General features: G+C 60.9%; 24 protein-coding genes and 4 pseudogenes. 21 read left to right on the plus strand and 7 right to left on the minus strand.

Annotated elements, in window-relative coordinates:
* Positions 1–29: 29 nt before the first annotated feature.
* The 8 genes and pseudogenes from NKJ40_RS12455 to NKJ40_RS12490 form a co-directional block, all read left to right on the plus strand.
* A complete protein-coding gene (locus NKJ40_RS12455) occupies positions 30–311 on the plus strand; it encodes a metal-sensing transcriptional repressor (RefSeq protein WP_352466313.1) in 282 nt (93 codons plus the stop codon).
* An 8-nt stretch (positions 312–319) separates the two neighbouring features.
* Positions 320–1,657, plus strand: a complete 1,338-nt coding sequence (locus tag NKJ40_RS12460; protein ID WP_352466348.1) for a cation diffusion facilitator family transporter — start codon at positions 320–322, stop codon at positions 1,655–1,657.
* Positions 1,658–1,724: 67 nt separating this feature from the next.
* Positions 1,725–3,047: an MFS transporter gene (locus NKJ40_RS12465; protein WP_352466314.1), complete on the plus strand. Its 1,323-nt coding sequence runs from the start codon at positions 1,725–1,727 to the stop codon at positions 3,045–3,047.
* Between the two features lie 9 nt (positions 3,048–3,056).
* Entirely contained in the window at positions 3,057–3,497 is a 441-nt protein-coding gene (locus NKJ40_RS12470; RefSeq protein WP_352466315.1) for a YqaA family protein, read from the plus strand.
* Positions 3,498–3,657: 160 nt separating this feature from the next.
* A complete protein-coding gene (locus NKJ40_RS12475) occupies positions 3,658–5,220 on the plus strand; it encodes an ABC transporter substrate-binding protein (RefSeq protein WP_352466316.1) in 1,563 nt (520 codons plus the stop codon).
* Positions 5,221–5,248: 28 nt separating this feature from the next.
* Complete coding sequence (locus NKJ40_RS12480; protein ID WP_352466317.1) at positions 5,249–6,190, plus strand: ABC transporter permease; 942 nt, start codon at positions 5,249–5,251, stop codon at positions 6,188–6,190.
* Between the two features lie 4 nt (positions 6,191–6,194).
* Positions 6,195–6,992, plus strand: a complete 798-nt coding sequence (locus tag NKJ40_RS12485; protein WP_352466318.1) for an ABC transporter permease — start codon at positions 6,195–6,197, stop codon at positions 6,990–6,992.
* Positions 6,993–7,029: 37 nt separating this feature from the next.
* Positions 7,030–7,134: pseudogene (locus NKJ40_RS12490) on the plus strand (YqaA family protein); the annotation flags it as partial.
* A 222-nt stretch (positions 7,135–7,356) separates the two neighbouring features.
* Here the strand turns inward: NKJ40_RS12490 and NKJ40_RS12495 are convergent.
* The 4 genes from NKJ40_RS12495 to NKJ40_RS12510 form a co-directional block, all read right to left on the minus strand.
* Complete coding sequence (locus NKJ40_RS12495; protein ID WP_023722131.1) at positions 7,357–8,130, minus strand: sulfite exporter TauE/SafE family protein; 774 nt, start codon at positions 8,128–8,130, stop codon at positions 7,357–7,359.
* A gap of 216 nt (positions 8,131–8,346) precedes the next feature.
* Positions 8,347–9,234 (minus strand): DUF1259 domain-containing protein, encoded by an 888-nt coding sequence (locus NKJ40_RS12500; RefSeq protein WP_023722132.1) that lies wholly within the window; start codon positions 9,232–9,234, stop codon positions 8,347–8,349.
* 39 nt (positions 9,235–9,273) lie between these two features.
* Positions 9,274–9,501 (minus strand): chromate resistance protein ChrB domain-containing protein, encoded by a 228-nt coding sequence (locus NKJ40_RS12505; protein ID WP_023722133.1) that lies wholly within the window; start codon positions 9,499–9,501, stop codon positions 9,274–9,276.
* The gene (locus tag NKJ40_RS12510; RefSeq protein ID WP_023722134.1) at positions 9,498–9,743 is read right to left on the minus strand and encodes a chromate resistance protein ChrB domain-containing protein; all 246 of its coding nucleotides are present in this window, start codon (positions 9,741–9,743) and stop codon (positions 9,498–9,500) included. Before NKJ40_RS12510 ends, NKJ40_RS12505 begins: the two co-directional genes overlap by 4 nt.
* A gap of 125 nt (positions 9,744–9,868) precedes the next feature.
* Between NKJ40_RS12510 and NKJ40_RS12515 the strand changes: the two genes are divergently transcribed.
* From NKJ40_RS12515 to NKJ40_RS12525, 3 genes are all read left to right on the plus strand, one after another.
* A complete protein-coding gene (locus NKJ40_RS12515) occupies positions 9,869–10,846 on the plus strand; it encodes a chromate resistance protein ChrB domain-containing protein (protein WP_023722135.1) in 978 nt (325 codons plus the stop codon).
* 9 nt (positions 10,847–10,855) lie between these two features.
* Complete coding sequence (chrA, locus tag NKJ40_RS12520; protein ID WP_352466319.1) at positions 10,856–12,265, plus strand: chromate efflux transporter; 1,410 nt, start codon at positions 10,856–10,858, stop codon at positions 12,263–12,265.
* A gap of 81 nt (positions 12,266–12,346) precedes the next feature.
* Entirely contained in the window at positions 12,347–13,648 is a 1,302-nt protein-coding gene (locus NKJ40_RS12525) for an MFS transporter (protein WP_502896190.1), read from the plus strand.
* Here NKJ40_RS12525 and NKJ40_RS12530 read toward each other — a convergent pair.
* A complete protein-coding gene (locus NKJ40_RS12530) occupies positions 13,595–14,137 on the minus strand; it encodes a hypothetical protein (RefSeq protein ID WP_352466320.1) in 543 nt (180 codons plus the stop codon). The genes NKJ40_RS12525 and NKJ40_RS12530 overlap by 54 nt on opposite strands.
* Positions 14,138–14,496: 359 nt before the next feature.
* On the minus strand, positions 14,497–15,567 hold the full coding sequence (locus NKJ40_RS12535; RefSeq protein WP_352466321.1) for an NAD/NADP octopine/nopaline dehydrogenase family protein: 1,071 nt from the start codon (positions 15,565–15,567) through the stop codon (positions 14,497–14,499).
* Between the two features lie 209 nt (positions 15,568–15,776).
* On the opposite strand from NKJ40_RS12535, the gene NKJ40_RS12540 reads away from it, so the two are divergent.
* The 8 genes and pseudogenes from NKJ40_RS12540 (at position 15,777) to NKJ40_RS12575 (ending at position 22,242) form a co-directional block, all read left to right on the plus strand.
* Positions 15,777–16,748, plus strand: a complete 972-nt coding sequence (locus NKJ40_RS12540; RefSeq protein ID WP_352466322.1) for a LysR family transcriptional regulator — start codon at positions 15,777–15,779, stop codon at positions 16,746–16,748.
* Positions 16,745–18,214: an NAD(P)-binding domain-containing protein gene (locus NKJ40_RS12545; RefSeq protein ID WP_352466323.1), complete on the plus strand. Its 1,470-nt coding sequence runs from the start codon at positions 16,745–16,747 to the stop codon at positions 18,212–18,214. The genes NKJ40_RS12540 and NKJ40_RS12545 overlap by 4 nt, the downstream gene beginning before the upstream one ends.
* Positions 18,215–18,308: 94 nt before the next feature.
* Entirely contained in the window at positions 18,309–18,548 is a 240-nt protein-coding gene (locus NKJ40_RS12550; protein ID WP_352466324.1) for a hypothetical protein, read from the plus strand.
* Positions 18,545–19,108, plus strand: coding sequence for a peroxidase-related enzyme (locus NKJ40_RS12555; protein ID WP_352466325.1), 564 nt, complete (start codon positions 18,545–18,547; stop codon positions 19,106–19,108). Before NKJ40_RS12550 ends, NKJ40_RS12555 begins: the two co-directional genes overlap by 4 nt.
* 55 nt (positions 19,109–19,163) lie before the next feature.
* Entirely contained in the window at positions 19,164–19,904 is a 741-nt protein-coding gene (locus NKJ40_RS12560) for an amino acid ABC transporter ATP-binding protein (RefSeq protein ID WP_031212966.1), read from the plus strand.
* A gap of 24 nt (positions 19,905–19,928) precedes the next feature.
* Positions 19,929–20,755: pseudogene (locus NKJ40_RS12565) on the plus strand (transporter substrate-binding domain-containing protein).
* Positions 20,756–20,814: 59 nt separating this feature from the next.
* On the plus strand, positions 20,815–21,531 hold the full coding sequence (locus NKJ40_RS12570; RefSeq protein WP_031194726.1) for an amino acid ABC transporter permease: 717 nt from the start codon (positions 20,815–20,817) through the stop codon (positions 21,529–21,531).
* A gap of 18 nt (positions 21,532–21,549) precedes the next feature.
* Positions 21,550–22,242 carry an amino acid ABC transporter permease gene (locus NKJ40_RS12575; RefSeq protein ID WP_352466326.1) on the plus strand — a complete coding sequence of 231 codons (693 nt, stop codon included), beginning with the start codon at positions 21,550–21,552 and terminating at the stop codon, positions 22,240–22,242.
* A gap of 185 nt (positions 22,243–22,427) precedes the next feature.
* Here the strand turns inward: NKJ40_RS12575 and NKJ40_RS12580 are convergent, their stop codons facing one another.
* Complete coding sequence (locus NKJ40_RS12580; protein ID WP_352466327.1) at positions 22,428–22,910, minus strand: Lrp/AsnC family transcriptional regulator; 483 nt, start codon at positions 22,908–22,910, stop codon at positions 22,428–22,430.
* A 78-nt stretch (positions 22,911–22,988) separates the two neighbouring features.
* Between NKJ40_RS12580 and NKJ40_RS12585 the strand changes: the two are divergent.
* Together NKJ40_RS12585 and NKJ40_RS12590 are read left to right on the plus strand one after the other, a co-directional pair.
* Positions 22,989–24,509 (plus strand): annotated as a pseudogene (locus NKJ40_RS12585) (aminotransferase class V-fold PLP-dependent enzyme).
* Positions 24,496–25,352: pseudogene (locus NKJ40_RS12590) on the plus strand (MBL fold metallo-hydrolase); the annotation flags it as partial. The pseudogenes NKJ40_RS12585 and NKJ40_RS12590, both read left to right, overlap by 14 nt.
* Positions 25,353–25,994 lie beyond the last annotated feature (642 nt).

Raw genomic sequence — 25,994 nt, forward strand, 5'->3', positions numbered from 1 at the left:
TATCCCCTCCGGGAGGATAGTATCAACATATGAGCGAGCAACCTCACATCCACGAAACCCATCCCGATATCGTCAAGCGCCTGAAACGGGCTGGCGGACATCTCAAGGGTGTCATCGAAATGATCGAAGCGGGCCGGCCCTGCCTCGACCTCGCCCAGCAGCTTCATGCTGTCGAGAAGGCCATTTCGCAGGCCAAGAAGACCTTGATCCAGGATCATCTCAACCATTGCCTTGAAGACGTCGTCGGGCCGCTGGCGCGCGAGCAGCGCCGTTCGATCGACGAGTTCAAAGATATCACCAAGTACCTGTGAGAAGCGCCATTATGGACAAAGTTCGCGACTGGTTTGGGTTTGGCCCGATGACGCATGGCATGGGCAGCCACGGACATGATCACGGTGATGGCGGCCATGGCCACACCCATGGCGTCATCGATCCGACGATCGCCACGACGACACGCGGCATCTGGGCGATCAAATGGTCGTTCGTCGTTCTGGCTATCACGGCAGCGCTCCAGCTTGTGGTTGTGTTCCTCTCCGGCAGCGTGGCGCTGCTGGCCGATACGATCCACAATGTCGGCGACGCGGCCACTGCCATTCCGCTGTGGATCGCGTTCGTGCTGGCCCGCCGCAAGCCGAGCAAGACGTTCACCTACGGGCTGGGCCGGGTCGAGGATCTGGCTGGAATCGTCATCGTTCTCATCATCCTCTTCAGCGCCGTCGTTGCCGGCTATGAGGCGATCGACCGGTTGATCAATCCGCGTCCCATCACGTTTCTTGGCTGGGTCGCCATCGCCGGCCTCATAGGCTTCATCGGCAATGAAGCGGTCGCCGTATTTCGTATCCGCGTCGGGCGAGAGATCAACAGCGCGGCGCTGATCGCGGACGGCTACCATGCCCGCACCGACGGCTTTACCAGCCTGGCGGTTGTCCTGGGCGCTATCGGCGTCTGGCTGGGCTTTCCGCTTGCCGATCCGATCGTCGGGCTGCTGATCACCGTGGCGATCTTCGCCATCGTCTGGCAGTCGTCGAAAGCCGTATTGACCCGCATGCTCGACGGAGTCGAGCCCGGCGTCATCGATGAAATCCATCATGCCGCCGAACACGTGTCGGGCATCGGGCGCGTTGAAGGCGTGCAGGCACGCTGGATCGGACATCGTCTGCATGCCGACGTCGCCATCAGTGTTCCGGAGACGGCGACGGCCAAGAACGTGCTGGGCGTAACCGAAGCCCTCAAGGAGGAGCTGTTCGCCCACTTGCCGGCGTTGGCGGAAGCCAATGTCCGCCTGGTGAGTCCGGCCGGGCCGACCGCCACTGGAAGGGAACCCTCTCATGCTCACCATCATGCGCCGGAGCCCTTCAAGGTCGCCTGCGATCTGGCTGAAGGGACGTTGGAAATCGTCGACACGGCGGCCGGCGAGCGGATGCGGCTGACCATAGAACGGCACGCCGATGATTTGACAGCGACTGTGATCATCGACCGACCCGAAGGGCCAGAGACGCTTCGCCTCGAGCCCGCCGCTGACAACCATCATCGGCTTGAGAGCACCGTCGCCCCTGCCGAGCCGCATGAGTTCCAGGCGAGGTTGATCCTGGCCGCGAAGGGTCGCGAGCAGGTGCTGCCGTTCAAGATGGTCGAACCCGAAGGTCACCACCACTGAGACAGGCGGGCTGTTTGCGCTACGTTCCTGGCTCGACGAACCCCAATCCGCTGCAAGAACGCAAAATATGCTTCAGGTCCTGGCCAATCGCACCTACCGTCATCTCTTCCTGGCCCAGGTCATCGCCCTGATCGGCACTGGCCTTGCCACCGTAGCACTCGGGCTGCTGGCCTATGATCTTGCCGGCGCCGATGCCGGCGCGGTGCTCGGCACGGCGCTCGCTATCAAGATGATCGCCTATGTCGGCGTGGCGCCTGTCGCCGCTGCGTTCGCCGAGCGCCTGCCGCGCCGCACCATGCTGGTTTCGCTCGACCTCATCCGGGCTGCGGTCGCGGTGTTCCTGCCCTTCGTTACCGAAGTCTGGCAGGTATATGTTCTCATCTTCGTCCTGCAGTCGGCGTCGGCAGGCTTCACTCCGGCCTTCCAGGCCTCTATTCCTGACGTGCTGCCCGAGGAGAAGGACTACACGCGGGCCCTGTCGCTGTCGCGACTGGCCTATGACCTGGAAAGCGTCGTCAGTCCCATGCTGGCGGCGGCGCTGCTTTCCGTCATCAGCTTCCACAGCCTGTTCGCCGGTACGGTTATCGGCTTTCTCGCCTCGGCGGCGCTGGTGGTGTCGGTGGTCCTGCCGAGCCCTAAACCGTCGCAGCCGCGCGGCGTTTACGATCGTACCACGCGCGGAATCCGCATCTATCTGGCGACGCCGCGATTGCGCGGGCTGCTGGCCCTTAACGTTGCCGTCGCGGCGGCAAGCGCGATGGTGATCGTCAACACGGTCGTCCTGGTGCAGGCGCAGTTCGGCCTCTCGCAAAGCGACACGGCGCTGGCGCTCGCAGCGTTCGGCGGCGGATCGATGATTGCAGCCCTTGCCCTGCCGCGGCTGCTGGAGAACGTCCCGGACCGGGTTGCGATGCTCTCGGGCGCCGCGATCCTGGTCGCGGGCGTGCTGGTGGGACCGCTCGCCGGCAGCTATTATCTGCTGCTGCCGCTCTGGTTCGTGCTGGGGCTCGGCTATTCGCTGGCGCAGACGCCTTCGGGCCGATTGATCAGACGTTCTGCCGATGCCGTCGACCGGCCCGCTCTGTTTGCTGCCCAATTCGCGCTTTCGCATGCCTGCTGGCTGATGACCTATCCCATTGCCGGCCGCGTCGGTGCCGCGATGGGATTGCCCTTCACCTTCGTTCTGCTCGGCGTTATAGGCGCCGCTGCCCTGCTTGCCGCGATCTGGCTATGGCCGAAACACGATCCCGACGTGCTTGTGCATACGCATGTCGACCTGCCTGAGGACGACCGTCATATCGGGGACGCAGTATGGTCGGAAGCGGGCTATGAGCATTCGCATGGCTACGTCGTCGACGATCGGCACCCGAAATGGCCCAAGGCAAGCTGAGGGCTCGAGATGCCTGGCGAGCTCGCCATCTATGGCGGTCTATTTCTGACCGCGTTCGCGGCGGCGACCATACTGCCGATGCAATCGGAAGCAGCCCTTGCGGGACTGCTTCTGACAGAAAGCTATGCTCCGGCTCTGCTCATCGCCTCCGCAAGCGCAGGCAATGTGCTCGGCTCGATCGTCAACTGGTGGCTCGGCCGGGGCGCCGACCGCTTTCGCAACCGCAAATGGTTCCCGGTGAGGCCCTCTGCGCTGACGCGCGCGACGCTATGGTATCAGCGCTATGGACGATGGTCGCTGCTGTTGAGCTGGTTTCCTCTCGTTGGCGATCCGCTGACGGTTGTGGCGGGAGCGCTGCGGGAGCCATTCTGGAGCTTCCTTGCGATCGTCACGATCGCGAAGGTCGGCCGCTACCTCGCGCTGGCGGCGATGACGCTGAGCTGGATTTAGCCCTTGTCGAGACCCGCGCCGGCATGGCGACATTACGCGAGACGGCGCTTTCCTATGCCAAACGCAGCGCTGCGCGCCAACTTGGATTTGCGCCGTATATGTCTATACAAATGGGAATGCATGTGTACAATCGCTACCAATCAAAAAATGGGGAACTGAAATGATCACTCTCGACCGCCGCAATTTTCTCGCTTCCACCGCTGGCCTCGCCTTCGTCGCCGCCCTTCCGCGCAGCGCCTTCTCCGAAACGAATGACACGTTGAAAATTGCTATCGCCGCGGAGACCGGCGATCTCGATTTGCTGCAGAACGTTTCGACGCTGAGCACCTACACCATCGTCTTCGACGCGCTGATCCACTACGGCCAGAATGGCGCGCTGGAGCCGGGGCTTGCTACCAAATGGGCCGTCGCCGACGATCAGCTTTCGATCGCTTTCGATCTGCGCGAAGGCGTGACCTTCAGCGACGGCACACCGTTTGACTCGGCCGCAGCCGAATGGAATCTCAAGCGCTGGATGGGGGTGAGCGACTTCTCCTGGATTGGCGTCTCCGACGCGTTCGACAGTATCGTCACCGATGGGCCGAACAAGCTGACGGTCAAGCTGAAGCGGCCGGTGCCGGCCGCATTGCTTGAACTCACCATCGTCCGCCCAGTTCGTTTCCTGTCGCCAAAGGCAGTCGACAAGGATGGCAAGCAGACGGCGCCGATCGGAACCGGTCCGTGGATCGTCGAAAAATACGATGCGAGCGGCACCAGCCTCGTTCGCAACGACAAATACTGGGGCGAGAAGCCGCTCTTCAGCCGCATGGAATTGAAGGTCGTTCCGGACGAGCTCGCTCGCGCCAACGGTCTGCGCTCAGGCGACCTCGATGTCATCGGTGGCGACTGGGTAGCGACGCTGTCGCCACGCCGCGCTCGCGCGCTGGAAAGCGACGGCATGAAGGTCGTGGCCGAGCCGGGCACGGCGACGATGCTGCTCGGCTATTCGCCGAAGTCGAAGATCATCGCCGACAAGGCCGTCCGCGACGCTGTCTATGCATCGATCGACCGGGCGGCGATCGCCAAGGTCCTATTCGAAGGCTTTGCCGACCCGGCCGCCGATCTGTTCCCGGCGAACGTGCCTTCGTCGGGCAAGCGGCATGACGTGCCGGTGCGCGACGTGGCGGCGGCCAAGAAGATCCTCGCCGATGGCGGCTGGGTCGACAGCGGCGGTGCTTGGACCAAGGCTGGCTCTCCTCTGACCATCGACTTTCTGGTTTCCGAAGAGTCCCTGCCGGGATCGCGGCGAATCGCCGAAATGATCCAGGGTCAATTGTCCGAGGTCGGTTTCCAGGTCCAAGTCTCCTCGGTGGACAATGCCACCATGCATGAACGGCGTCCGGCCTTCGACTATGATCTCGCTTTCTTCACCACCTATGGCGCTCCCTATGACCCTCACGGGACCCTTGGCAATGCCTTCGTCTCGACGGCGGACAGCGGGCCTGACGGCAAGATCTATGTCTCGGACGCGCTCGACGGCGTAGTCAAGGCTGCGCTCGAGGCGAGCGGCGCCGAACGCGACCTGAAGATGCAGGCTCTCTACGATTGGCTGCACGACAACACCGCCATCTGTCCGCTTGTCGTCAGCCAGCGGCTGTGGGCTCACAATCCGCGCGCAGAGAACTTCTCGCTTCCGGCGACTGACTACGACTTGCCGTTCAAGGCGATCACGCTGAAGGCCTGAAGACTTCGAGCCCGAGTGAGGCCTGACGATGAAACGCACGATCCTGCGACGGATGCTGCTTGCCTGCCTTTTGATCCTGGCGGCATCCGCGCTGACATTCGCCCTGGTTGCGGCGGCTCCGGGCAATGTTGCGGCGCTCATTGCCGAGCGTGCGGCAGGTCCTGGTGCTGACGCGCAAATGATCGCCAAGATCGGCAACGAGCTCGGTCTCTACGACCCGTTGCCGATCCGCTACGGACGCTGGCTTTCCGGCGCGCTGGCCGGGGATTTCGGCATCTCACTGCGAACGGGAAAGCCGATCTCGTCGGAGTTTGCCGCCCGCATCCCGATGACGGCGGCTCTGCTTGCCGGCGGCGGCGTTCTCGCCTTCATTTTCTCGATCACGCTCGGCATTGCCGGCGCCGTCAGCAACGGCGGCATGATGGACAGGTTCCTGCATGCATTTTCGCTGATCGGCGCGTCGACCCCGAACTTCTTCGTGGCGGCGCTGCTGGTCATCGCGTTTTCGGTGATGCTCGGCTGGGTGCCCACCTTCGGCACCAGCGGCTTCACCTCATGGCTTCTGCCGTGGGTGACGATCGCGCTGTTCCCGGCCTCCGTTCTCAGCCGCGTCGTTAGGGTCAACCTCCAGGAAGCGATGTCGCGGCCGTTTGCGACAACGGGCTTCGCAAAAGGCTTTACCAGAACGCAGGTGCTGCTGCGCGAGGCGCTGCCCAACATCGCCATTCCGTTCCTGACGACATTCGGGGCGCAATTCACGCTGATGATCATCGGGTCGATCGTCGTCGAGACGGTATTTGCATTGCGCGGCGTCGGTGCCTTTTTCATCGAGGCGATACGCTTCCGCGACTTCATCGGCATGCAGTCGGTGCTGCTGCTGTTTGTCGTCTTCTTCGTCATGGTCAATTTCATCGTCGACATGATTTGCATCGTCGCGGATCCGCGAATGCGCCGGGCGCGGGGAGCATGAGGCGATGAACATTTCTGCTATCAGGGACATCAAGGACTGGCCGTGGCTGGTGCTGCTCCCCGTAATCGGCTTTGTGCTGATCGGCATCTTCGCTCCTGCGATCATGCCTTACGATCCGAGTGCGCAGGACTATTCGGCGACACTGGAGGGCATGAGCTGGAGCCACTGGCTCGGCACCGACTATCTCGGCCGAGACGTCTTCAGCCGCATCGTTGGTGGCGCCCGCATTTCCCTGGTGGCGATGGTCATCGTGCTTGTCGCTGCCTTGGCAATCGGGGTGACGATCGGCTCCTTCGCCGGCTATGTCGGCGGTCGCGTCGAGCTTGTCCTGATCAGCATCATCGACATTGCGCTGGCACTTCCGAGCCTGGTGATCGCGCTGGCGCTGATCGGCATTCTGGGCACGGGCTATTGGTCGATGATCACGGCGCTCACCCTGGCGTGGTGGGCGAACTATGCCCGCATGAGCCGCGCCGTCGTCACCGCCGAGCTGCAACAGCCCTATATCGAGGCGGCGAGAGTCATGGGCGCCGGTCATCTGTGGATATTTGTCCGCCATATCCTGCCGCATGTGCTCGCTCTCGTCGTCGTCTACGCAAGCGCCGACGCCGGCGCCCTTGTGCTGGCCATCGCGACGCTCAGCTTTCTCGGACTTGGCGTCGCACCGCCGACACCGGAATGGGGCCAGATTCCGGTGGCGATCGATGTCTGCCGGGTCGAGGAACCGATGCTGCGATCGGTGCCGCATGGCGGCGTTGCAGCCTGTCATCTGGCCGATAGCGGCCGCCGCCCGGTTATCTGAAAAGATGGCGTTTCTGCCCCCAACGCGTTTCGCGAGGCTGACCGTCATTGCCGGTGTCCTGCGCGAGCTTTTTTTGCTGGTCACTGCCGCCAAGGTTGGCCGTTATCTTGTTCTTGCCGCCGTGACGCTGAGCGTCATCTGACCTCGCGAAGCTTCTCCAACCTGAGCGGGTTAGGCCCGACTGGTTCGAAGGAGCCAGCCCAAGAGCCACGTCTGATACAGGCGGTCGGGAAGCCTAGCCTTTCTTGACGGCGACCTTGTCAAGGGGCCGCGCGCAGTCCTTTCGCCAGCTGCTGCGCGTCGCGGGACCGGCCAACCAAGCTAAGGCACAGCGCGCGAAGGGCTTCAGCCAACGTCGACATTGTTAAGACATTCCTGTGGCCGCGCGCCAGGCCTGCACAACAAAGCTGTGCTGGTTCCAGACCATCAGCGCTCCACTGACAGCCATGAGCGCGACCACAAGGCCGCGGAACTGTCGTCCACTCAGGCGCTCGAGCCAGCGCTTGGCCAGCAGATTGGCAAGCGCAGCGCCCAAACCCGCGGCTGCGCCGTACATGGCCGCCTGACCCCCGAGCGCGCCAAGTCCGGTGAATACCGCGATCTTGACGACATCGGTCACAAACGAGTTCACCGATTTCGTGGCGACCAACGTCTCCTTCTCCGAACCGTAGTTCAGATAGAGCGAATTCAAGACGGGTCCCACCGTGCCCATCAGCGCCGACAACAGCGCGACGATCAGGCCGGCCGGGAGGAACCACCAGCGGCGGGCTCGGTAGCTCCGCTCGCGCGCCCCGCCGCGAAATTCCCAGACTGCACTGATCAGATAGATCCCTATGAGTATCTGGAGCCATTCCGCCCGACTGTTGGCGAAGAGCCAGGAGCCCGCAGCGGCACCGGCGATGGCGCCGGGCAGGTACCAACGGACGAGGCTCCAATCGATGTCGCGCCGGAAGGCCAGGGCGCGGATGGGATTGCCGATGAGCTCGGTCAAGGTGATGACCGGCGCAACCGCCGCGCTCCCTGTGATGAAAGTCACGGCGGGGATCAGCAATAGACCTCCGCCTCCGGCCGAGAGGGTGTTCAGCGTCCAGGTGAGGAACCCCGCCAACGCCAGGAGGCCTAGTCTAATCCAGTCCATCGGATCAGAACGAAGCGGGCCTCCGATCGTTCCGAACGCATCGGTTCGCAAAAACCCGGCCCGCCTTTTGAGTCTCGTGTGCGGTGGAAAGGCGATCTCCGGCGGAATGCTGGTGGCAGAAAGACGCCCTGCCAGAGAACAATTCCCGAGGCGGCGGGAAGAAGGCCGGCGATCGCTCCGAGCCGGCCGAACTCCGCCGTTGGACGGGCCACCAATCTAGCTCTTCTTGACGGCGACCTTGTCGAGGGCTGCGCGCAGGCCTTTCGCCAGCTTCTGCACATCGTCGTTCGCCCAGAAATGCATGAAGAAGAGCCGCGGCTGCTCATCGAGCATGTGGCTATGCAGTGCGGTGATCTCGATGCCGTTGTCCTGCATGGCTTTGATAACCAGATTGACCTCCTTTGCGGTCAGCACAAAATCTCCCGTGATCGCCGCCTTGCCGCCACCTGTCGATTGGAAGTTGATCGCTATTGCCGAGCCCATGGCCGCCGGCACTTCCATTCCATTTTCCTCGACCGGCTTAGCGCGCGGGATCGTGAACTGGTAGATCGCGCCATTGGCTTTGCCCTTATAACCGATGGTTTGGTCGACACCGGCTGCGTCGAAGTCGATCTGCGGAGCGGCTTGCGGCTGGGCGCCGCCTCCCATCGGTGTTTTGCTCAGCGCCAATCCGGCATGAAGCGCTGTGGCGAGCGTAACCGGGTCGCCCTGGCCGAACACGTGCATGTAGAGCGTCATCGGCTCCGCGCGCAGCAGGTGGTTGTGCACCGCGGTGATCTCGATCCCGCCTTCTTCCAACTTCTTCATGACCGGGTTCACCTCGTCCTGCGTCAGAACGATGTCGCCCATGACCATAGTCTGATTTCCCATGGGTTCGAACGCGACCCAGCCTCCGAGCGCAAAGCCGGGTTTCAGGGCCACGCCGTCGAGCGACACCTTCAGGTCCGTTCGTGGCAAGCCCACTCGATAGACGCCATCAGGCGTCTCTGCTCCGGATTTGCCGAGCGCCTTTGCGATTGTTTGCCAATCGGGTGCCGCCGATGCCGGTTGGAGCAGCGCCGACATCGCGATCAGCATTGCTCCGGTCACGAGTTTTGCATGCATGGGGTTTCTCCTTGTGATCTGCCCCCATTGCCCAATTCGTCATGCGGCTGCTGGCTTCGTGGCGGGAGGCCAGCTGTGCGTTTCCGCTTTGCGGCCCGAAGCCCACGCGTAGAGCGCGTCATAGATGACGAAGCCGTGGTTCAGCACCTCATGGTCGTCGGGCGTCAGGTCCCGCAGACCCATGGAGATCGCCAGCAACCCGGCCGATTGCGGCGTCAGGTCATGCCGGTCGGTGTCGGCACCGCGCACGATCGCGGCAATGGTCACGATCGCCGGGTGCGCTCGAGGCCGTATTTCGAGACGAAGGTGTCGACACTGCAGCCGTCGCCGACATGCGTGAATTCGACGCCGGGCACGTCATACGGCGTAGCGCCCGTCTCCTGTGCAACCCGGATCACCTGATCGGGTGGCACGAACAGGAATTCGGACTCCTTGTCGATGAAGCGGGCGATCAGCCAGGGGCAGGCAATGCGGTCGATGACCGGACGTTCGCGGGTAACCCATTTCACGGCCTTGTCTCCCTTGATTTGGCAACAAGCCCAGGCGGCCCACTGCCATAAGGAGGTCAACGCTACGCCCGAATGTGAAATGATACAAGTGTTGCATTTATTTGTGCACGTGATACGGTTCACTTATGAGTGAGGGGGAAACGACGGAACAGCGCTGGCTGCTCCTTATCCATCGGCTGCCGAGCAAGCCGGCCTATTTCCGGGTGAAGATCTGGCGGCGGCTGCAAGGCATCGGCGCGGTCGCGGTGAAAAGCACCGTCTATGCACTGCCGGCCAATGCCGAGACGCAGGAGGATTTCGAGTGGCTCCTGAAGGAGATCGTCGCGGGTGGTGGCGAGGCGATGGTGTGCGAGGCGCGTCTCGTCGACGGGCTGTCGGATGCCCAGGTCCAGGCGCTGTTCGATGCGGCGCGTGATGCCGACTATGCGGAGATCGCCAAAGAAGCGCGTGGTCTCGCCGCCGAGATCGGCGCGAACGCTGCGCCGGAGAAACGTGTGGAGACGCGGCCGCAGCTCAACCGAATGCGCAAGCGGGTCGCCGAAGTGGACACGATCGATTTTTTCGGCGCTACCGGTCGCCTCGCGGTTGAGGGGTTGCTCGCCGAGCTCGAAACGCATGTCGTGGAGGACCAGCCCATGACCGAGGAGTCGAAGGCGGCTGAGCCGATCACGGACCTCAAGGGCCGGATCTGGGTGACACGCCGTGACGTGCATATCGACCGGATTGCCTGCAGCTGGCTGATCCGCCGCTTCATTGATCCAGACGCCGTCATCCGCTTCGTCCCGGGCAAGAGCTATGCGGCGAAGCCGAGAGAGCTGCGCTTTGATATGTTTGACGGTGAGGTCACCCATGAGGGCGACCGCTGCAGCTTCGAGGTGCTGCTCACCCGGGCCGGGCTTGACGACCCGGCGCTGCAGGCCATCGCCGAGATCGTCCATGATATCGACCTCAAGGACGGCAAGTTCGGGCGCGACGAGACGACGGGCATTGCCAGCCTAATCGCGGGCATCGCCATGACGAATAAGGGCGACGAGCAGCGGATCGCGCAGGGCGGCCCGGTCTTCGACAATCTCTACCAGTATTTCCGCCAGAAGCGCGGGTGAGGGGAACCAATGACCAGCGTCCATGCCGTCCATCCGAATGCGCTGGGGGATGAACCTTCGCATTGCATCCCCTTCCGCGAAGCAGTGCGGGTCTGGGCGCGAGTCGCTGCGTTGAGTTTTGGTGGCCCGGCCGGCCAGATCGCGGTAATGCATCGCATCCTCGTTGAGGAGAAGCGCTGGATCGGCGAGACGCGGTTCCTGCATGCGCTGAACTACTGCATGCTGCTGCCAGGACCGGAGGCCCAGCAGCTCGCCGTCTACATCGGGTGGCTCCTGCATAAAACCCGAGGCGGGCTCGTGGCCGGCACGCTGTTCGTACTGCCGGGCGTCATCGCCATCATGGCGCTGAGCTGGATCTATGCGATTTTAGGCAATGTCGGCGCGGTGCAGGCGCTTTTCTTCGGCCTGAAGGCCGCTGTCCTCGCCATCGTGCTCGAGGCGGTTATCCGGGTCGGCAAGCGAGCGCTCAAGAACAAGGTCATGACAGGCCTCGCCGCCGCCGCCTTTATCGGGCTCTTCCTGTTCCATCTCCCGTTCCCGCTCATTGTCCTGACGGCCGGAGTGATCGGGTACGTCGGCGGGCGGGCCGGGCTGGCAGCGTTCATGGCGGGCAACGGCCATGGCAAGGTCGGCGGCAAGCAGGTCGCCGACGCGGAATCGGCGCTCGGCGAAGGCATTCCTGCCCATGCTCGCCCGCCGGTCAGCTGGTCGTTGAAGATCGGAGGTGTGTTTCTGGTGCTATGGCTGGCACCTGTCCTCGGCCTTTTCGTGCTGTTCGGGTCCGGCAATGTCTTCGCCGATATCGCGGTCTTTTTCTCGAAGATGGCGGTCGTGACCTTCGGAGGCGCCTACGCCGTCCTCGCTTACGTGGCGCAGCAGGCTGTCGATACATATGGCTGGCTGAAGCCAGGCGAGATGCTGGACGGCCTCGGCATGGCGGAGACGACGCCTGGCCCCTTGATCATGGTGACGCAGTTCGTCGGGTTCATGGGCGCGTATCGAGCGCCGGGATCGCTTAATCCGCTGCTCGCTGGAACGTTGGGCGGCCTGCTCACCACCTGGGTCACCTTCACACCTTGCTTCCTCTGGATATTTGTCGGTGCGCCGTTCGTGGAAACGTTGCGCAGCAACAAGGCCTTGTCCGCCGCGCTGGCGACCATAACGGCAGCCGTGGTGGGCGTGATCCTGAACCTGGCGGTGTGGTTCGCGCTTCACGTTCTGTTTGGAGCACTGCGCGAGGTCAAAGGGTTCGGCATGACGGTCGATGTGCCCGCATTCAGCTCCGTCAACGTCCCGTCCCTCGTCCTGACATTGGGTGCGCTGCTAGCGGTGTTTCGCTTCAAGATCGGCATGCTCCCGGTGCTCGTCGGCTGTTCGATCCTCGGGCTGCTCTACGGGATGGCAACGGGAGCGATCTAACCCGTGCAGCCAGCGCCGCTTACCAGTGGTGAGGAGGCATTGTTGACGTTACAGTGGCTCGCGCACGGTTTGCGCAAAGCTATTTCGAAGCGGCGCTTCAGGCTCCTTCCTGCCGGTGCTGAGCCGACTGCTGCGAACCTGCTGATATCAAGGGGACTGCGGGCGTTCGGTGACGGTCTGGTCAGCATCCTGCTTCCCGCCTATCTGGCCACGCTCGGCTTCGACGCCTTCGAGATCGGAACCCTGTCGACGGCGACGCTCGCGGGCTCAGCCGTCCTCACCCTGGCTGTTGGGATCGTCGCGCACCGCTTCTCCCGTCGAGCGCTGCTGACCGCAGCGGCTGTCCTGATGATAGCAACGGGGGTGGTCTTCGCTGTCGTTCACGACTTCTGGCCGCTGCTTCTCATCGCGTTCGTCGGCACGCTGAACCCATCTTCAGGGGACGTCAGCGTGTTTCTACCGCTCGAACATGCGCAGCTTGCGCAGAGCGTCACCGACCGCGACCGCACGGCGCTCTTTGCGCGCTACAGCCTCATCGGCTCTCTCGCCGGCGCCGTCGGAGCGCTGGCCGCAGGAGCGCCCGACTTTCTCCGCGACGCCATCGGCCTGGAAATGAAGCAGGCCCTCCAGGCAGCTTTTCTATTTTATGCCTCACTTGGGTTGGCGGCGGTGCTCCTCTATCGGCGGCTGCCGAGTGACGCGCCTGATGCAGGCAAAGTGTCGGCACAGCCATTGCGCAGGTCTCGCTCCATCGTTCTGTCACTCGCAGCGCTCTTCAGCCTCGACGCTTTCGCAGGCGGCTTCATCGTCCAATCGTTGTTGGCCCTCTGGCTCTTTCAACGGTTCGGCCTGTCGCTGGCCGCGACCGGCGCAATCTTCTTCTGGACGGGTGTCCTTTCGGCTGCGTCCTATTTGGTCGCTGTGCGAATTTCCCAGCAGATCGGACTCATAAACACGATGGTGTTTACGCACCTTCCGTCGAGCCTCTGTCTGGTGCTCATCCCGTTCATGCCGAGCGTCGCTCCGGCTATCGCTCTTCTGCTGATTAGAAGCGCGCTGTCGCAGATGGACGTGCCGACCCGCACATCGTACGTCATGGCCGTGGTGACGCCCGAAGAGCGGGCTGCCGCGGCGAGCATCACCGCCGTCCCCCGCAGCCTCGCGGCGGCCGCCAGTCCGGTCCTCGCAGGGGCTCTCCTTGCCGTCTCCAGCTTTGGCTGGCCCCTGATCATCGCCGGTGGGCTGAAAATTATCTACGACCTTCTGCTGCTCGCGACATTTCGCAGTGTTCGCCCTCCAGAGGAGCACGGGGGCGGGAGGAATGACATGTCAGTCGGCCATGATCGAACTGGCAACGACGCGCGGGTTTCCTGGTGGCGTTGAAGGCAGGACCACCAGCCGGACAAATTGCTTACGTCCGCCGGCAACGAGGATGTAGAGACGCGAGAACTCCTCCGTATCGCGATCTTCGGCAATCTTCTCGGCATCCGTACGGGTGAAGAAACTCTTCCGAAATGCCTCTTGATCGATATCGGGAAATGCCAGCGTACACGTCTGCACCGGTTTGCCGCTCATCGTTGCCTTGGTGGTGCCGATGATGGTTCCTGCTGGCAATCCTTCCTCCGCTTCGGCCACCAGCCATGCCTCCAATGAGGTTGGATTAGCGATTGGCGCGAGTTCGGCGAAGCCTGCTTCGGCAATAAGTGTCCACCTGCGTTCGTGCGCGGTCTCTATCATGCGCTCGAAATTGGGACCCTCGGCCAGACAGGTACGGTGAAATTGTTCGACAGCCTGATCCGCATCACTGGCGGCCTGCGCCGGTGACATCGTCAGACCCAAGATGGTCCCTGCCCACGTTAGAAATCGGAACATGTCTATCTCGCGTAGCTGATTGTGGACGAACCACTTATCCTGAACGGGCTACGACACTCGTTGTTCCGGACTGTCGGCGCCTGCATGGCCGGTATCTTGATGGAGGCGCGAAGCGCCTGCGCAGTTGATGCAATGTTCAGGCATCTGGCAACTGATGGAACCATGCCGCACTGGGTTTCGATGACGGACCCTGCTACAGACCCACTCACACCGCCGGGCGGGACCATTTGATCTCGTGCTGAGTTCCTGGAGACATCTCCCGGCGCTCGCCGAGGAACCTGCATGTCGTGCTCGCCGGCAACCAGCCCCGGTGGTTTTTCGGGCACTTGGCCTATGTCCCAGTCCACTGTGGAAACTTGTTAAAATCCCTTACGGCAAAGGTTTTCGAGGTCCGCTTTTGCCATTCCCTCGAAGCCCAGCGCGGGAAGAATATCATTATCTCCCTTAAGATCGCGACCGTAAGCCGCCGAGAATATGGCAATTCCAGATTCATGGAGAATCGCTGAATTTCCGCTGATCTTCCCCAACAAAACGGTCGGCAGCAGCCCGAACGGAACGTCCTCGAGGATATAGCGGCTTTCGATGGTTGACGGGCCGAAGCCGCCGCGGCCTTGGCGATCCATCTCCTGGTTCATTTCCGAAACGGTGGCCATGGGGACGTGAAACGACAATGAAAAATGCTCTTCAACTGTGCGCACGGCAATTCCAAAACGGGCGGCGATCGCCAATCGTTCCGCGTCCAGAGCCTCGATAAAGCGGCCGACAGCCGGGGTGACGTTTCCGGCCTGGCTCCACTGTTCTCCCTTCTCCATGCGTGTGAGATTAAGAAGAGCGATCCCAAGATGGTTCTGCGGATTGAGGTTGCTGAGCGCGATAGCAAGCATGCCGTCGCGCTTGACGAAACGATCGCCGAACAAGCTCGTGCAAAGCTCGAACCCTTGGTCCTGAGCACTGAAAGGCAGCGTCGCGACATCCAGTTTCTGGCGAACGGTTGCAACATCGATTTCGGCTGGCCCGCGCTGTTGCCCAGTCACGAGCGTGGTACCCCAGACGACGATCGGCAGGCTAACCTTCCGGTCCGCAAGCTGCTTGGAGAGATACAGTGCCCCAAAGGAACTGTGCGAGCTGATGATAACCGGCGTTCCGTCGCTTAGATAAGGAGTGGCAGCGTCCATCACCATCTTGTGGCCGTAAGCCGGCAACGCGATTATGACGACGTCGGCATCGGCAATGGCGTCTTCGCAATCCTTGGCGATGCGCACCTTAGTCGTTGCCTTGATAGCTCCGGTAGCCTTCAGCAATCCACCGGCGGCCAGCGCCTTGGTGCGTTCTCCGGAAGGCGACCAAAGCATAGGGTCATGTCCCGCTTCGGCCAGATAGGCGGCAAGGCCGTAAGCAATCGCTCCGGCGCCAAGAATGCTTACGCGCATAAATTCCCTCCTGTTGCATTGCAGCCTCCATTTCTCACTAGGAGGTTCCACAAATCGGAGCCGCATCTGCCATCGTCGGCTTCTGGCGATGGGATTCCGGCCTGAGCCCGCGATTGCAACATGCCGCAGCGAATATTCGTTTCCCGCTTGACATATATCAAAAATGAATGAGACGATCTTATTCATACATAATACGCATGTAGGCGTAAATGGAAACACGAGATCTCCAGGCCTTTCTTGCCGTTGCCGCCAGTGGCAGCATCACCAAGGCTGCCGAGATGCTCGGGTGTTCCCAGCCTGCAGTGACACGCACCATTCAGGATCTCGAGGCAGAGCTCGGCTTCGAATTGCTGCACCGTGTCGGTCGGCGGGTGCAGTTGTCTGAAGAAGGTGCCGCCTTCGAGGAGGAAGCGCGGCGTTTGCTGATGTCCTTCACCGAGCTTGCCGCGCGGGCCAAGATGATTGCCGCCGGCAGACGGCGGATCCTGCAGATTGTTACCACTTCCGCGATCGGTACTGGCTTGATCCCGACGGCCATGGCCGAGCTCAAAGGTGTCGAACTTCCGCACGAGACGCATCTCGGGCAGTTTCTCCCCTCGATCGTCGCCCAGGAGGTGCGGAGCGGACGTGCCGAGATCGGGTTTTCAAGCCTGCCGCTCGATACGCCTGGTCTGGATGTCCTGCGGCTTTATTCAGCGCCTGATGTTGCTGCCGTGCGGGAGGACGATCCGCTGGCTGAACTTGACGTCATACCGCTTTCCGCTTTTGCCGGTCGCCGCGTCGCCACACTGCTCAACCCCCTACGTTTCCAGTTGCATGTCTCAAAGGCCTTGGCGGCCAGGGGCATCGACACAGGGCCAGTGATCCGGACGAATACTGCATATGGCGCGTTACAGATCGTGCGTCAGACTGGTGCGGCGGCCGTCATCGATCCCCTCACCGCTTATGGCGTCGCCCTGCCCGATGTCGTCATCCGCCCGATCGACGCAACCGTTCTTTTTTATTGGGGCGTTATGGCTGCCGAAAAACGCCCCCTTCGTCCAGTCGCGCAGGCGTTGATGGATGCGGTCGAGGCGGTGGCTGAACGGTCGATCGTCGGCTTCAAAAAACTGGATCCGACCCTCGCTGGCCAATTGGTGAACGATCCTGCATCCGGCACAAATCACGGAACAGGAATATGAAGCATACCCCCGCCGCGCCAACGCCGACAGGTCTTGCTGCGCTCGAAGCACAGCTCGCGCAGGATCTCGACTTTCTCGAACTGCCCGCCAAGCCATGGGTTCCCGCGCGTTCGCACGATGGCGTGCCGGTCCGTGACGTCGTGGTGATCGGCGCCGGCATGTGCGGACTTGCTGCCACGGCAAAGCTGGTGCTGACCGGGATAACCAATGTCGTGGCCTATGATGCGGCTCCGGCCGGGCTCGAAGGACCATGGGTCACCTTTGCCCGCATGCAAACGCTCCGGTCGCCGAAAACACTGCACGGTCCATCGCTCGGCCTGCCGCAATTGACGTTCCGCGCCTGGTTCACGGCGCAATGGGGCGTTGAGGCTTGGCGGTCGCTGGACAAAATCCCCAAGGGCCAGTGGATGGACTACCTTGTCTGGTACCGCAAGGTTCTTGGCCTGCCGGTGCGCAACAGCGTGCGCATGACCGGACTGGCACCCCTTGGAGATCTGATTGCGATCGATATCGAAGGCGCGGAAACCGGCCGGGTTCTCACCCGTCGCCTCGTTCTGGCCACCGGTCGGTCCGGGTTGGGCGGTTTTGCCGTGCCCGATTTCCTCAGCGGCGTCGATCGCGCCTATTGGGCCCATTCTGCCGACGACATCGATTTCGACGCGCTGAAAGGCAAGCGTGTCGCGGTTATTGGCGCTGGTGCCTCGTCCATGGACAATGCCGCAACGGCACTCGAGGCGGGAGCCGGCTCTGTTGACATGTTGATCCGGCGCAAGGAAATGCCGCGCATCAACAAGCTGACCGGCATTGGCAGCCCGGGTGTTGTACTCGGCATGCATCACTTGCCCGATGCCTGGAAGTGGAAATTCTTCGATTATACCGCCTCGACCCAGACACCGCCGCCGCGTTCCTCGACACTCCGCGTGTCTCGCCACTCGAATGCTCGGTTCCTTCTCGACTGCGTCATAGTTGCGGTGAGGGAAGAGGCAGGGACCCTGCTGGTGGAAACCACGCAGGGGCCGATACGCTACGACTTCCTGATCGCGGCAACCGGCTTTTCAAATGACTTCAGCGGCCGCCCGGAATTTGCGGCGATCGCCCCACATATCCGCACCTGGTCGGATGGCCGATATAGGCCGGATATGGGGCCGGCTCGTGCAGGCATGTCGGACGCGCCGGATCTCGGTCCGGCCTTCGAGTTTCGCGAACGCGTCCCCGGCTCCTGCCCGATGCTGGCGCATATCCATTGCTTCAACGACGCCGCGATGCTGACCCATGGCAAGGTCTCCGGCGACATCCCGGCCGTCAGCGCCGGGGCCGACCGTCTCGTCCGCGGCATTGCCGCATCGCTGTTTGCCGAAGATGTCGAAACCCACTTCGCCAATCTGATCGCTTACGACACGCCCGAACTTCTGGGCGACGAATGGGTCGATTCAACACCCTTGCTGCAGAAGGAGGCCGCGTGGTGATCGACGCGATGGACAAGGCCGCCGGTCTTTCGCCGGACGATGAGCTTTTCAGAGCGCGTCGGTTTCGGCCGGAATTCGTGCAAGGGGCCGAGGAATGTCGCATCTCCGGGCCGTGGCCCAGGGCGAAACGGCTCTGGAAGAACCATTGGCGACTATCGCCCGGCACGCCGACCTGGTCACGTTGATGCCGAAAAAGGCGGAGGCGAGCGACATCGCCCTGCTCGCCCAGGCTGGATTGAACAATCCTCAGATCGTCGCGCTCTCCGAACTGATTGCCTTCGTCAACTTCCAGACGCGGGTAGCGACCGGCTTGCGATTGATGAGGTCGGCATGATTTCCTCGGTGCGCCTGAAGCCGCTGAACTGGCAGCCATACATCGCGCCGGTCGAGTTGTCCGGGGCCACGCCGGAACAGCTCGATGCGATGAAGGTTACGCCCTCCGCCAAGAAAGTTTCGGAATATGTGCGAACCCTTGCGCATGACCCAGAGAGCTATCTTGCGCGTACCGTTTTGTTCAACGCGATCATGTATGTCGAAGGCGGGCTTGCCCGTCCCGACCGCGAACTTGGCGCATTGGGTGCCTCGATCGTCAATGGCTGCAAATTCTGCGCCGTTGTTCACGCCCGCCGCCATGCAGAGCTGACCAAGAGCGATGATGTGGTCACCGCGCTTTATCTCGACAAACCCGAGGCGCTCGGGCCGCGCGATGCGGCAATCTACAGCTTTGCCCGCCGTCTGTCGGCGGCGCCGTCGGAAGCAACGGTAGACGACATCGCCTCGCTGCGTGCCGTCGGCATGAATGATGCCGAGATCATCGACCTTGTCCACGCCATAGCGATCTTCGGCTGGGCAAACAGGCTGATGCACGTTCTCGGCCACGCGGAGAGCGGATGATGACGCCGCATACGGTCAAAGCAGTCCGTCCCCCACTCTGAAGGACCAACCAGAAATGCTTGAACTCAAAGATGTAAAGCTGTCTTACGGAAGCACGCAGGTCCTGAACGGCGTCAATCTCTCGGTAAAGCGGGGTGACGTGGTGTCGATCATCGGCCCCAGCGGCACCGGCAAGACCACGCTGCTGAAATGCATCAACTACCTGGCCAAGCCGTCGTCAGGAACCATCGCGTTCGACCAGATTCGGATGGACTACCAGCGCGCCGACAAGACCGCTGTCCAGGCGATCCGGCTTCGCACAGCGATGGTCTTTCAGCAGTTCAATGTCTTCAAGAACATGACCGTCCTCCAGAACGTGATGGATCCGCTGGTCGTCGTGCAGCGCAAGTCAACGGACGAGGCGCGTGAAATCGCGCTGCGAGAGCTTGACCGGGTCGGTCTCTCAGCGAAGCGGGACAGCTATCCGTCCCAGCTGTCGGGCGGCCAGCTCCAGCGCACCGGCATCGCGCGTGCGCTGGCGGTTCGTCCCAACGTGATGCTCTTCGATGAGCCTACGTCATCGCTGGATCCTGAACTCGTCGGTGAAGTTCTGAAGGTGATCAAGGATGTCACGTCGTCAGGGATCACTTCGCTGCTTGTGACCCACGAGATGCAATTCGCAAAGAACATCTCGAACCGGATCGTCTTCATGGATCGTGGCGTGGTTGCCGCCGATGGCAGTCCAGCTGAGATCTTCGATGCACCATCCAGCCCACGACTTGCTCAATTCCTGCAGTCAGAACTCGCTTTTCAATAGCTCAACAAGAAGGGAACCTAAGAAATGTCTGCAATCACATCCAGTTTTTCCCGTCGCGCTGCCCTGGCTGTTGCCGGCGGCATCGCAATTGCTCTTGCAACCGCGGGGATCAGCAATGGTCAGACCGTTCGCACGATCAAGATCGCAACGTCGGCAGAATCCAAGCCGCTGGCGTGGGGGGCGATCGGCGTCGAACCACAAGGATATGAACCCGAACTCCTCAAAGCGATCAACGCAAAGCTGCCGCAGTACAAATTCGAAATGGAAGGTGTCTCGGACATCGCGCAGGAAACCGGCCTTGCCACCGGGAAGTACGACATCGCGGTCGGTGGTTACTACAAGTCACCCGAGCGCGCCAAGCAGTTCTTCATTCCGGAAAACCCCATGGGCGCCAGCCTGATGAAGATCTATAGCAAAAAGGGCAGCGGCATCAAAGAAATGAAAGATCTGGTCGGCAAGAGGATCGTTCCGACCACGGCTGGCGGCGGAACCTATAAGTTCATCATGAACTGGCAAAAAGAAAATCCGCAATACAAGCTTGACGTGACGGCGTCGAGCGCCGGAATCCCGTATCCAAACCGTTTGGACGAAGTTCAGAACGGCAAGTTCGACGCGCTGGTCCTGCCTTCAAATCTTGGTGAGCAGACCGTCATCGATGAAAAGAAGCTCGACATCGTGGCGTCCGAACCAGTCTTCACCACAATACTTATATGCTTATTCACAAGTCAGATGAAAACAAGGTTCTGGTCAATGACGTGAACAAAGTTCTGAAGGAGTTGAAAGACGACGCTACGATCGAAAAGCTCTCGCAGAAGTGGTTTGGCGAAGGCATCGTCAAGTATATGAAATGATGCGATCTGAGTAGATATCGTCAGCGGCAAGGCTGAATTGCAAGAAGGAGTGTTTCAAAGTGGATGTTTCTGCTATGATTCCCGAGTTGCTCTCGGCATTGCCGCTGACGCTCGCTATCACGTTTACCGCCATGTTGGTCGGCTTTTGCTTGGCGCTCGTTGCGACAACATTGCGGATTCGCAGGATACCAGTGGTCAGCCACCTCACCGACCTCTACGTGTCCTATGCCCGCAGCGTTCCCGTCGTCCTCCAGTTGTTCGTCGCGTTCTACGGGCTCCCCCTATTGGTGGCCCTGTTCGGCTCCGCAGATTTCTTCTCGCCGACGATCGCTGCGATGGTCGGACTGAGCTTTTACCACGGCGGCTATCTGTCGGAAGTCCTTCGGCCCGCATACCTGGCCGTCGATCGCGGCCAGCATGATGCGGCCGACAGTCTAGGATATACCTTTCGCCAGAAGATCACCCGCATCGTGGGCCCGCAAGCGGTGCACTTCGCATTGCCTGGCTATGGAAATTCCATCATCTACCTGATCCATAACGTTGCGCTGGTCATGTACATCGGGGCGGCCGACGTGATGGCGACCGCGCACTTGATCATGGAGCGCGACTATAACCAGTACCAGTTCGAAACATACCTCGTCCTGGCCGTCATCTATGCGCTGATGTGCCTGATTGCCTGGTTCATCGTGCACTTGTTCGAGCTTCGCTCGCCGATGCAGGCGCCTGAGGCCACGACAACAGCTCAGATCAAGAACGCGGCCATCGCCAGCGTCTGACCTAAAGGGTATTAAACCATGTTCGATACCGAAATTTTGCTCCAGGACACCCAGGAAATTCTGGGCGCCGTACCTGTAACGCTTGGAATGGCGCTGACGATTTTCGTCTTGTCGACGCTAGTCGGCAGCATTTTCGCACTCGTCGAATATAGACGAGTCCCGGTGCTGCGAGAGCTCATCATGGCTTACAAGATCGTCTTCAAGGGCGTTCCGATGGTCATCGTGATTTTCCTCGCCTATTTCGGTCTGCCCCCGGCATTCCAGTTCCTGCTCTCGTTGCTCGGGGTCAACTTCAACGCCCACGAAACACCCAACTCGGTTATCCTTATTATTGCGGTGACAGGCTGTATCGCTGCGTTCCAATCGGAGATTATCAAGGGAGCCCTGAACGCCTTTGACACCGGTCAGTCAGACGCGGCCTATTCGCTGGGCTATACGAACGGCCAATTGTTCCGACGGATTCTGTTTCCCCAGGTGGCTCTCACGGCAATTCCCGACCTGACAACCTCGATGATGGTCATCATGAAGGCGCTTTCTCTCGGATTTGCCATCGAGGTTGTCGATATATTCGCCCAGTCCCAGCTGACCGCCGCGCTGAACTACTACTATCTCGAAGCCTTCGTGATTGCCGTCGTGATCTACATGGTGATTGCCTATATCGTCACCCAGATTGCCGATCGGCTGGAGCAAGCCCTTAGGGTACGGACCTGAGCGAAGCGTCGTCGGAACCCGCGCATCAAGGCGGAGGAACTCAAGGCTCTGTTGAGAGCCTGCAAACAGCCGACGTGCGGGGCCAGCTCGCAGCCAGATCTGTGGGCTTGTAATAGACACCTTGGCGGGGCCTGCGGCCGAAGGCTTGCTCGACGGCCAGCGGCGCGTCCCAATTGCGCGCCGGATTATCGCAGATTGGTCAGATCCACTGGACGATTGTTGATGATCGCTTCCATCGAGAAGAAGCCTGTCACCGTAGCCAGGTCGAAGTTCGTGATCAGTTTCTGGTAGAACGCATCGTAGCCGGACATGCCTTGCGTCACGACCTTGATCAGATAGTCCCAGTCCCCTCCGATCCGATAGAAATCGATCACCTCCGGCAACCGTTCAACATGGGCACGGAACGCCTCACTCCACTCCTTGGAATGGTGGCGAGTGCGGACCATTACGAAAACCGTCAGGTCGAGACCCAGCGCTCGCAGATCGATATTGCTGTGCGACCCCCGGATAAGACCTAGCGACTGCAGGCGCTGGATCCGCCGCCAGCACGCGTTCTGGGACAGGCCGACCCTCTCCGCCAAATCTCGCTGCGAAAGGCTTGCATCGATCTGCATGGCCGTCAAAATCTTCATATCAAATACATCGATTTTCGCCCGATCTTCGATCATCTGACACGCTCTTTGCAAGAAATTGCAGAAAATAGGTGAATTTTTTCGACCGTGGAGCAGGCTACAATCCGAGTCAACATCCGAGCCGGGGAGAATGACCGTGCAAGCAGCTCGCCCGACGACAGGGCAGACCGAGACCCCTCTGTCAAAGTTCCGCCAGGGGCTGAAGAAAAAGGCTGACGTCACCGCCGACCTCCGGGATGGGCTTGTGGGATCGACGGCGAAAATCGTGGGTCCCTACGGGCAAAAGGACCTGGTGTACGCCGACTATGTCGCGTCAGGCCGCGCACTCCGTCAGATCGAGCGCTTTGTGCTTGAGGAGGTCCTGCCGTACTACGCCAACAGCCACACGGAAGCCTCCTATTGCGGAGGCTTCATGACCCGCATGCGTCGGGAAGCGCGCGCCCTGGTCGGTCAATTCTGCGGGGCCACCGAACGGCATGCTGTGATCTTCACCGGCTCCGGCGCTACGTCGGGGATCAACCGCCTCGTCAAGCTATTCGGCGTCGCCGAAGCCGTGGCAGCGGGCAAGCGCGCTCGGATCATTATCGGTCCCTATGAGCATCACTCCAACATTCTGCCCTGGCGCGAGAGCGGAGCAGAAATCGTGGAATCGCCGAGGATCCGTCCGGCGGGCCTGACCTGTCTCACCTCAAGGACGCGCTTGCGGACCGGTCGCCAACTCTGACGATATGCACCATGTCCGCGGCCTCGAACGTAACGGGCATCACGAGCGATGTCGCGGCCGTCACCGCGATGGCGAACGCCGCCGGCGCAAAGATGATCTGGGACTATGCCGGCGCAGGTCCTTATCTGCCGATTTCCATGTCGCCCGCCCCTGATGCCGAGATCGACGCGATAGTCGTTTCGCCTCACAAGTTCCTCGGGGGCCCCGGTGCCTCCGGCATCTTGATCGTTCGACGCGATGGACTTTCAGAGACAAAGCCGTCGTGGCCAGGTGGCGGGACGGTGAAGTTCGTCTCACCCAAAACACACGATTACAGCGATAGCCTGGAATCACGCGAGGAAGCCGGCACGCCGAACGTGATCGGCGACATACGAGCCGCGCTGGCCTTCATCGTCAAAGATGCGATCGGACTTGATGCGACGGTAGCGCGCAATCGCGAGCTTGCGCGTCGTGCTTTTCGCGCATGGAAAGACGTGCCGCGGCTGGAGCTCCTCGGCCTGTCGGGTCCTGACCGGCTTCCGATCTATTCCTTTAGGGTCAAAAACGGAAAGGGCGGCTACGTCCACCAGCAGTTGATCACGCGCATGCTTAGCGACCGATTCGGGATCCAGGCTCGCGGTGGCTGCGCCTGTGCCGGCCCGTATGTTCACAGACTGCTGTCGATCGACGACGAGCAGTCCGAGGAAATCAGGCAAGCCATTCTCTCCGGCGACGAAATGAAAAAGCCGGGATTCACCCGGTTGAATTTCAGCGTTCTGCTGCCGGACGAGAAGGTGCAGTTCATACTCGATGCCGTGGCGCAGATTGCGTCCGACGCAACGGACTTCGAGCGTGACTACGACCTCGACCCTGGCCGGGCGATCTTTTTCCCGCGAGCCGCAGTCGAGGGCATCGCCCATGCAGCAGCCTGAAGTCGTCGGCTTCTACGATGCACGGACGGGCAGCATCCAATATGTCGTTGCATGCCCGAGTTCGCGAAGATGCGCCATCGTCGACCCAGTGCTCGATTTCGACGAAAAGTCTGGCTCGACGGCAACGACAAATGCGACACGATCCTCGACTACATCAACAGCCACAATTTGAAGCTCGAGTGGATCCTGGACACCCATCCGCATGCCGATCACTTTTCGGCCGCGGGTTATCTCAAGGCAAAAACCGGCGTGCCGACAGCGATCGGCGGGCGCGTGAAGCAAGTGCAGCGGATCTGGCAACGGATCTATAACTTCTCGGATCTCCCGTGTGACGGCTCACAATGGGATCGGCTGTTTTGCGACGGCGAGACCTTCAACATCGGCGAGCTGGAAGCGCGCGTCACGCACTCGCCAGGACACACCTTGGCGTCGATAAGCTATGTCATCGGCGATGCAGCGTTCATTCACGACACACTTTTCATGCCCGATAGCGGCTCCGCCCGTGCAGATTTTCCAGGCGGCAGCGCAGCTGATCTGTGGCAGTCCATCCAGGACATTTTGAGCTTACCCGGCGAGACCCGTCTCTTTACCGGTCACGACTACAGGCCGGGAGGGCGCCAGGCTCTGTGGGAGAGTTCGGTGGCGGAGCAGAAAGAGAAAAACCAGCACGTCGCCGGTCAATCTCGGAGTGCGTTCATCAGGCTTCGAGAGGCGCGAGACAGGGCATTGCCGATGCCAAGGCTCATGTTGCATGCCCTCCAGGTCAATATTCGCGGAGGAGAGCTGCCTCAGGTCGAGGAAAATGGCCTGCGTTATCTGAAAATCCCGCTCAACGCGCTGCCGCATCGCCGGATTAGCGACGAATTGGATGGCTCTCTCCAGCAGTTCCTGCGCGCGATCGCTTCAGGATCACTGATCGGATGTACGCTCGGTCCGATTGGCTGAGGCGAGTCGATCCTCGCCACGCCCTATTGATGTACGTCCTCGGGATCAGCAATCCTCGGAAGTGATCGCGGTAAGCAATTGCAGTGGCGCGTCTGCAACACTATTATCGATCGGAGGGGATATCTCGGATGTGGGATAGGATCATAAAGCTTCGGATATCGAGCCACACCTGGGAGGTAATTCTTTTGGGGACGAAAAGCTTGAGGCGAAGCTCAAGTAGCCGATGTATGTACTGGTGATTTGGCGCGATTCCAGTCGACTAGAGCAATTTGATAGGTGCTCCAGACAGGCCGGAACTACCGAAGGCTGATCGCGGCTTTCATGTTCCTCGCGCGCAACTAAATAGCCGGATTTGGCGCTCCTAACTCGTTCCCATGGCCGGCACAGTTGACTGCGGGCGACCCGGGCAGCGATCATAGCGATCGCCCACCAAAATCACCGCTTGTTCTCCCTTAGCGCTCTTGGTGTTTCAACGCGATGCCCTCAAACATAGATGCGACCGGTCTTGCCGCATTAAGGCGCGGACGTCTAAGTTACACG

This window comes from Mesorhizobium sp. M0119 (assembly GCF_040322615.1).
Taxonomy (GTDB): domain Bacteria; phylum Pseudomonadota; class Alphaproteobacteria; order Rhizobiales; family Rhizobiaceae; genus Mesorhizobium.

Coding starts and splice junctions, on each gene's coding strand:
- NKJ40_RS12535 (WP_352466321.1), bottom strand. CDS start 15,567: ATGCGCGTAAGCATTCTTGGCGCCGGAGCGATTGCTTACGGCCTTGCC.
- NKJ40_RS12475 (WP_352466316.1), top strand. CDS start 3,658: ATGATCACTCTCGACCGCCGCAATTTTCTCGCTTCCACCGCTGGCCTC.
- NKJ40_RS12560 (WP_031212966.1), top strand. CDS start 19,164: ATGCTTGAACTCAAAGATGTAAAGCTGTCTTACGGAAGCACGCAGGTC.
- NKJ40_RS12485 (WP_352466318.1), top strand. CDS start 6,195: ATGAACATTTCTGCTATCAGGGACATCAAGGACTGGCCGTGGCTGGTG.
- NKJ40_RS12455 (WP_352466313.1), top strand. CDS start 30: ATGAGCGAGCAACCTCACATCCACGAAACCCATCCCGATATCGTCAAG.
- NKJ40_RS12480 (WP_352466317.1), top strand. CDS start 5,249: ATGAAACGCACGATCCTGCGACGGATGCTGCTTGCCTGCCTTTTGATC.
- NKJ40_RS12495 (WP_023722131.1), bottom strand. CDS start 8,130: ATGGACTGGATTAGACTAGGCCTCCTGGCGTTGGCGGGGTTCCTCACC.
- NKJ40_RS12470 (WP_352466315.1), top strand. CDS start 3,057: ATGCCTGGCGAGCTCGCCATCTATGGCGGTCTATTTCTGACCGCGTTC.
- NKJ40_RS12550 (WP_352466324.1), top strand. CDS start 18,309: ATGTCGCATCTCCGGGCCGTGGCCCAGGGCGAAACGGCTCTGGAAGAA.
- NKJ40_RS12465 (WP_352466314.1), top strand. CDS start 1,725: ATGCTTCAGGTCCTGGCCAATCGCACCTACCGTCATCTCTTCCTGGCC.
- NKJ40_RS12515 (WP_023722135.1), top strand. CDS start 9,869: ATGAGTGAGGGGGAAACGACGGAACAGCGCTGGCTGCTCCTTATCCAT.
- NKJ40_RS12540 (WP_352466322.1), top strand. CDS start 15,777: ATGGAAACACGAGATCTCCAGGCCTTTCTTGCCGTTGCCGCCAGTGGC.
- NKJ40_RS12555 (WP_352466325.1), top strand. CDS start 18,545: ATGATTTCCTCGGTGCGCCTGAAGCCGCTGAACTGGCAGCCATACATC.
- NKJ40_RS12530 (WP_352466320.1), bottom strand. CDS start 14,137: ATGTTCCGATTTCTAACGTGGGCAGGGACCATCTTGGGTCTGACGATG.
- chrA (WP_352466319.1), top strand. CDS start 10,856: ATGACCAGCGTCCATGCCGTCCATCCGAATGCGCTGGGGGATGAACCT.
- NKJ40_RS12575 (WP_352466326.1), top strand. CDS start 21,550: ATGTTCGATACCGAAATTTTGCTCCAGGACACCCAGGAAATTCTGGGC.
- NKJ40_RS12580 (WP_352466327.1), bottom strand. CDS start 22,910: ATGATCGAAGATCGGGCGAAAATCGATGTATTTGATATGAAGATTTTG.
- NKJ40_RS12545 (WP_352466323.1), top strand. CDS start 16,745: ATGAAGCATACCCCCGCCGCGCCAACGCCGACAGGTCTTGCTGCGCTC.
- NKJ40_RS12500 (WP_023722132.1), bottom strand. CDS start 9,234: ATGCATGCAAAACTCGTGACCGGAGCAATGCTGATCGCGATGTCGGCG.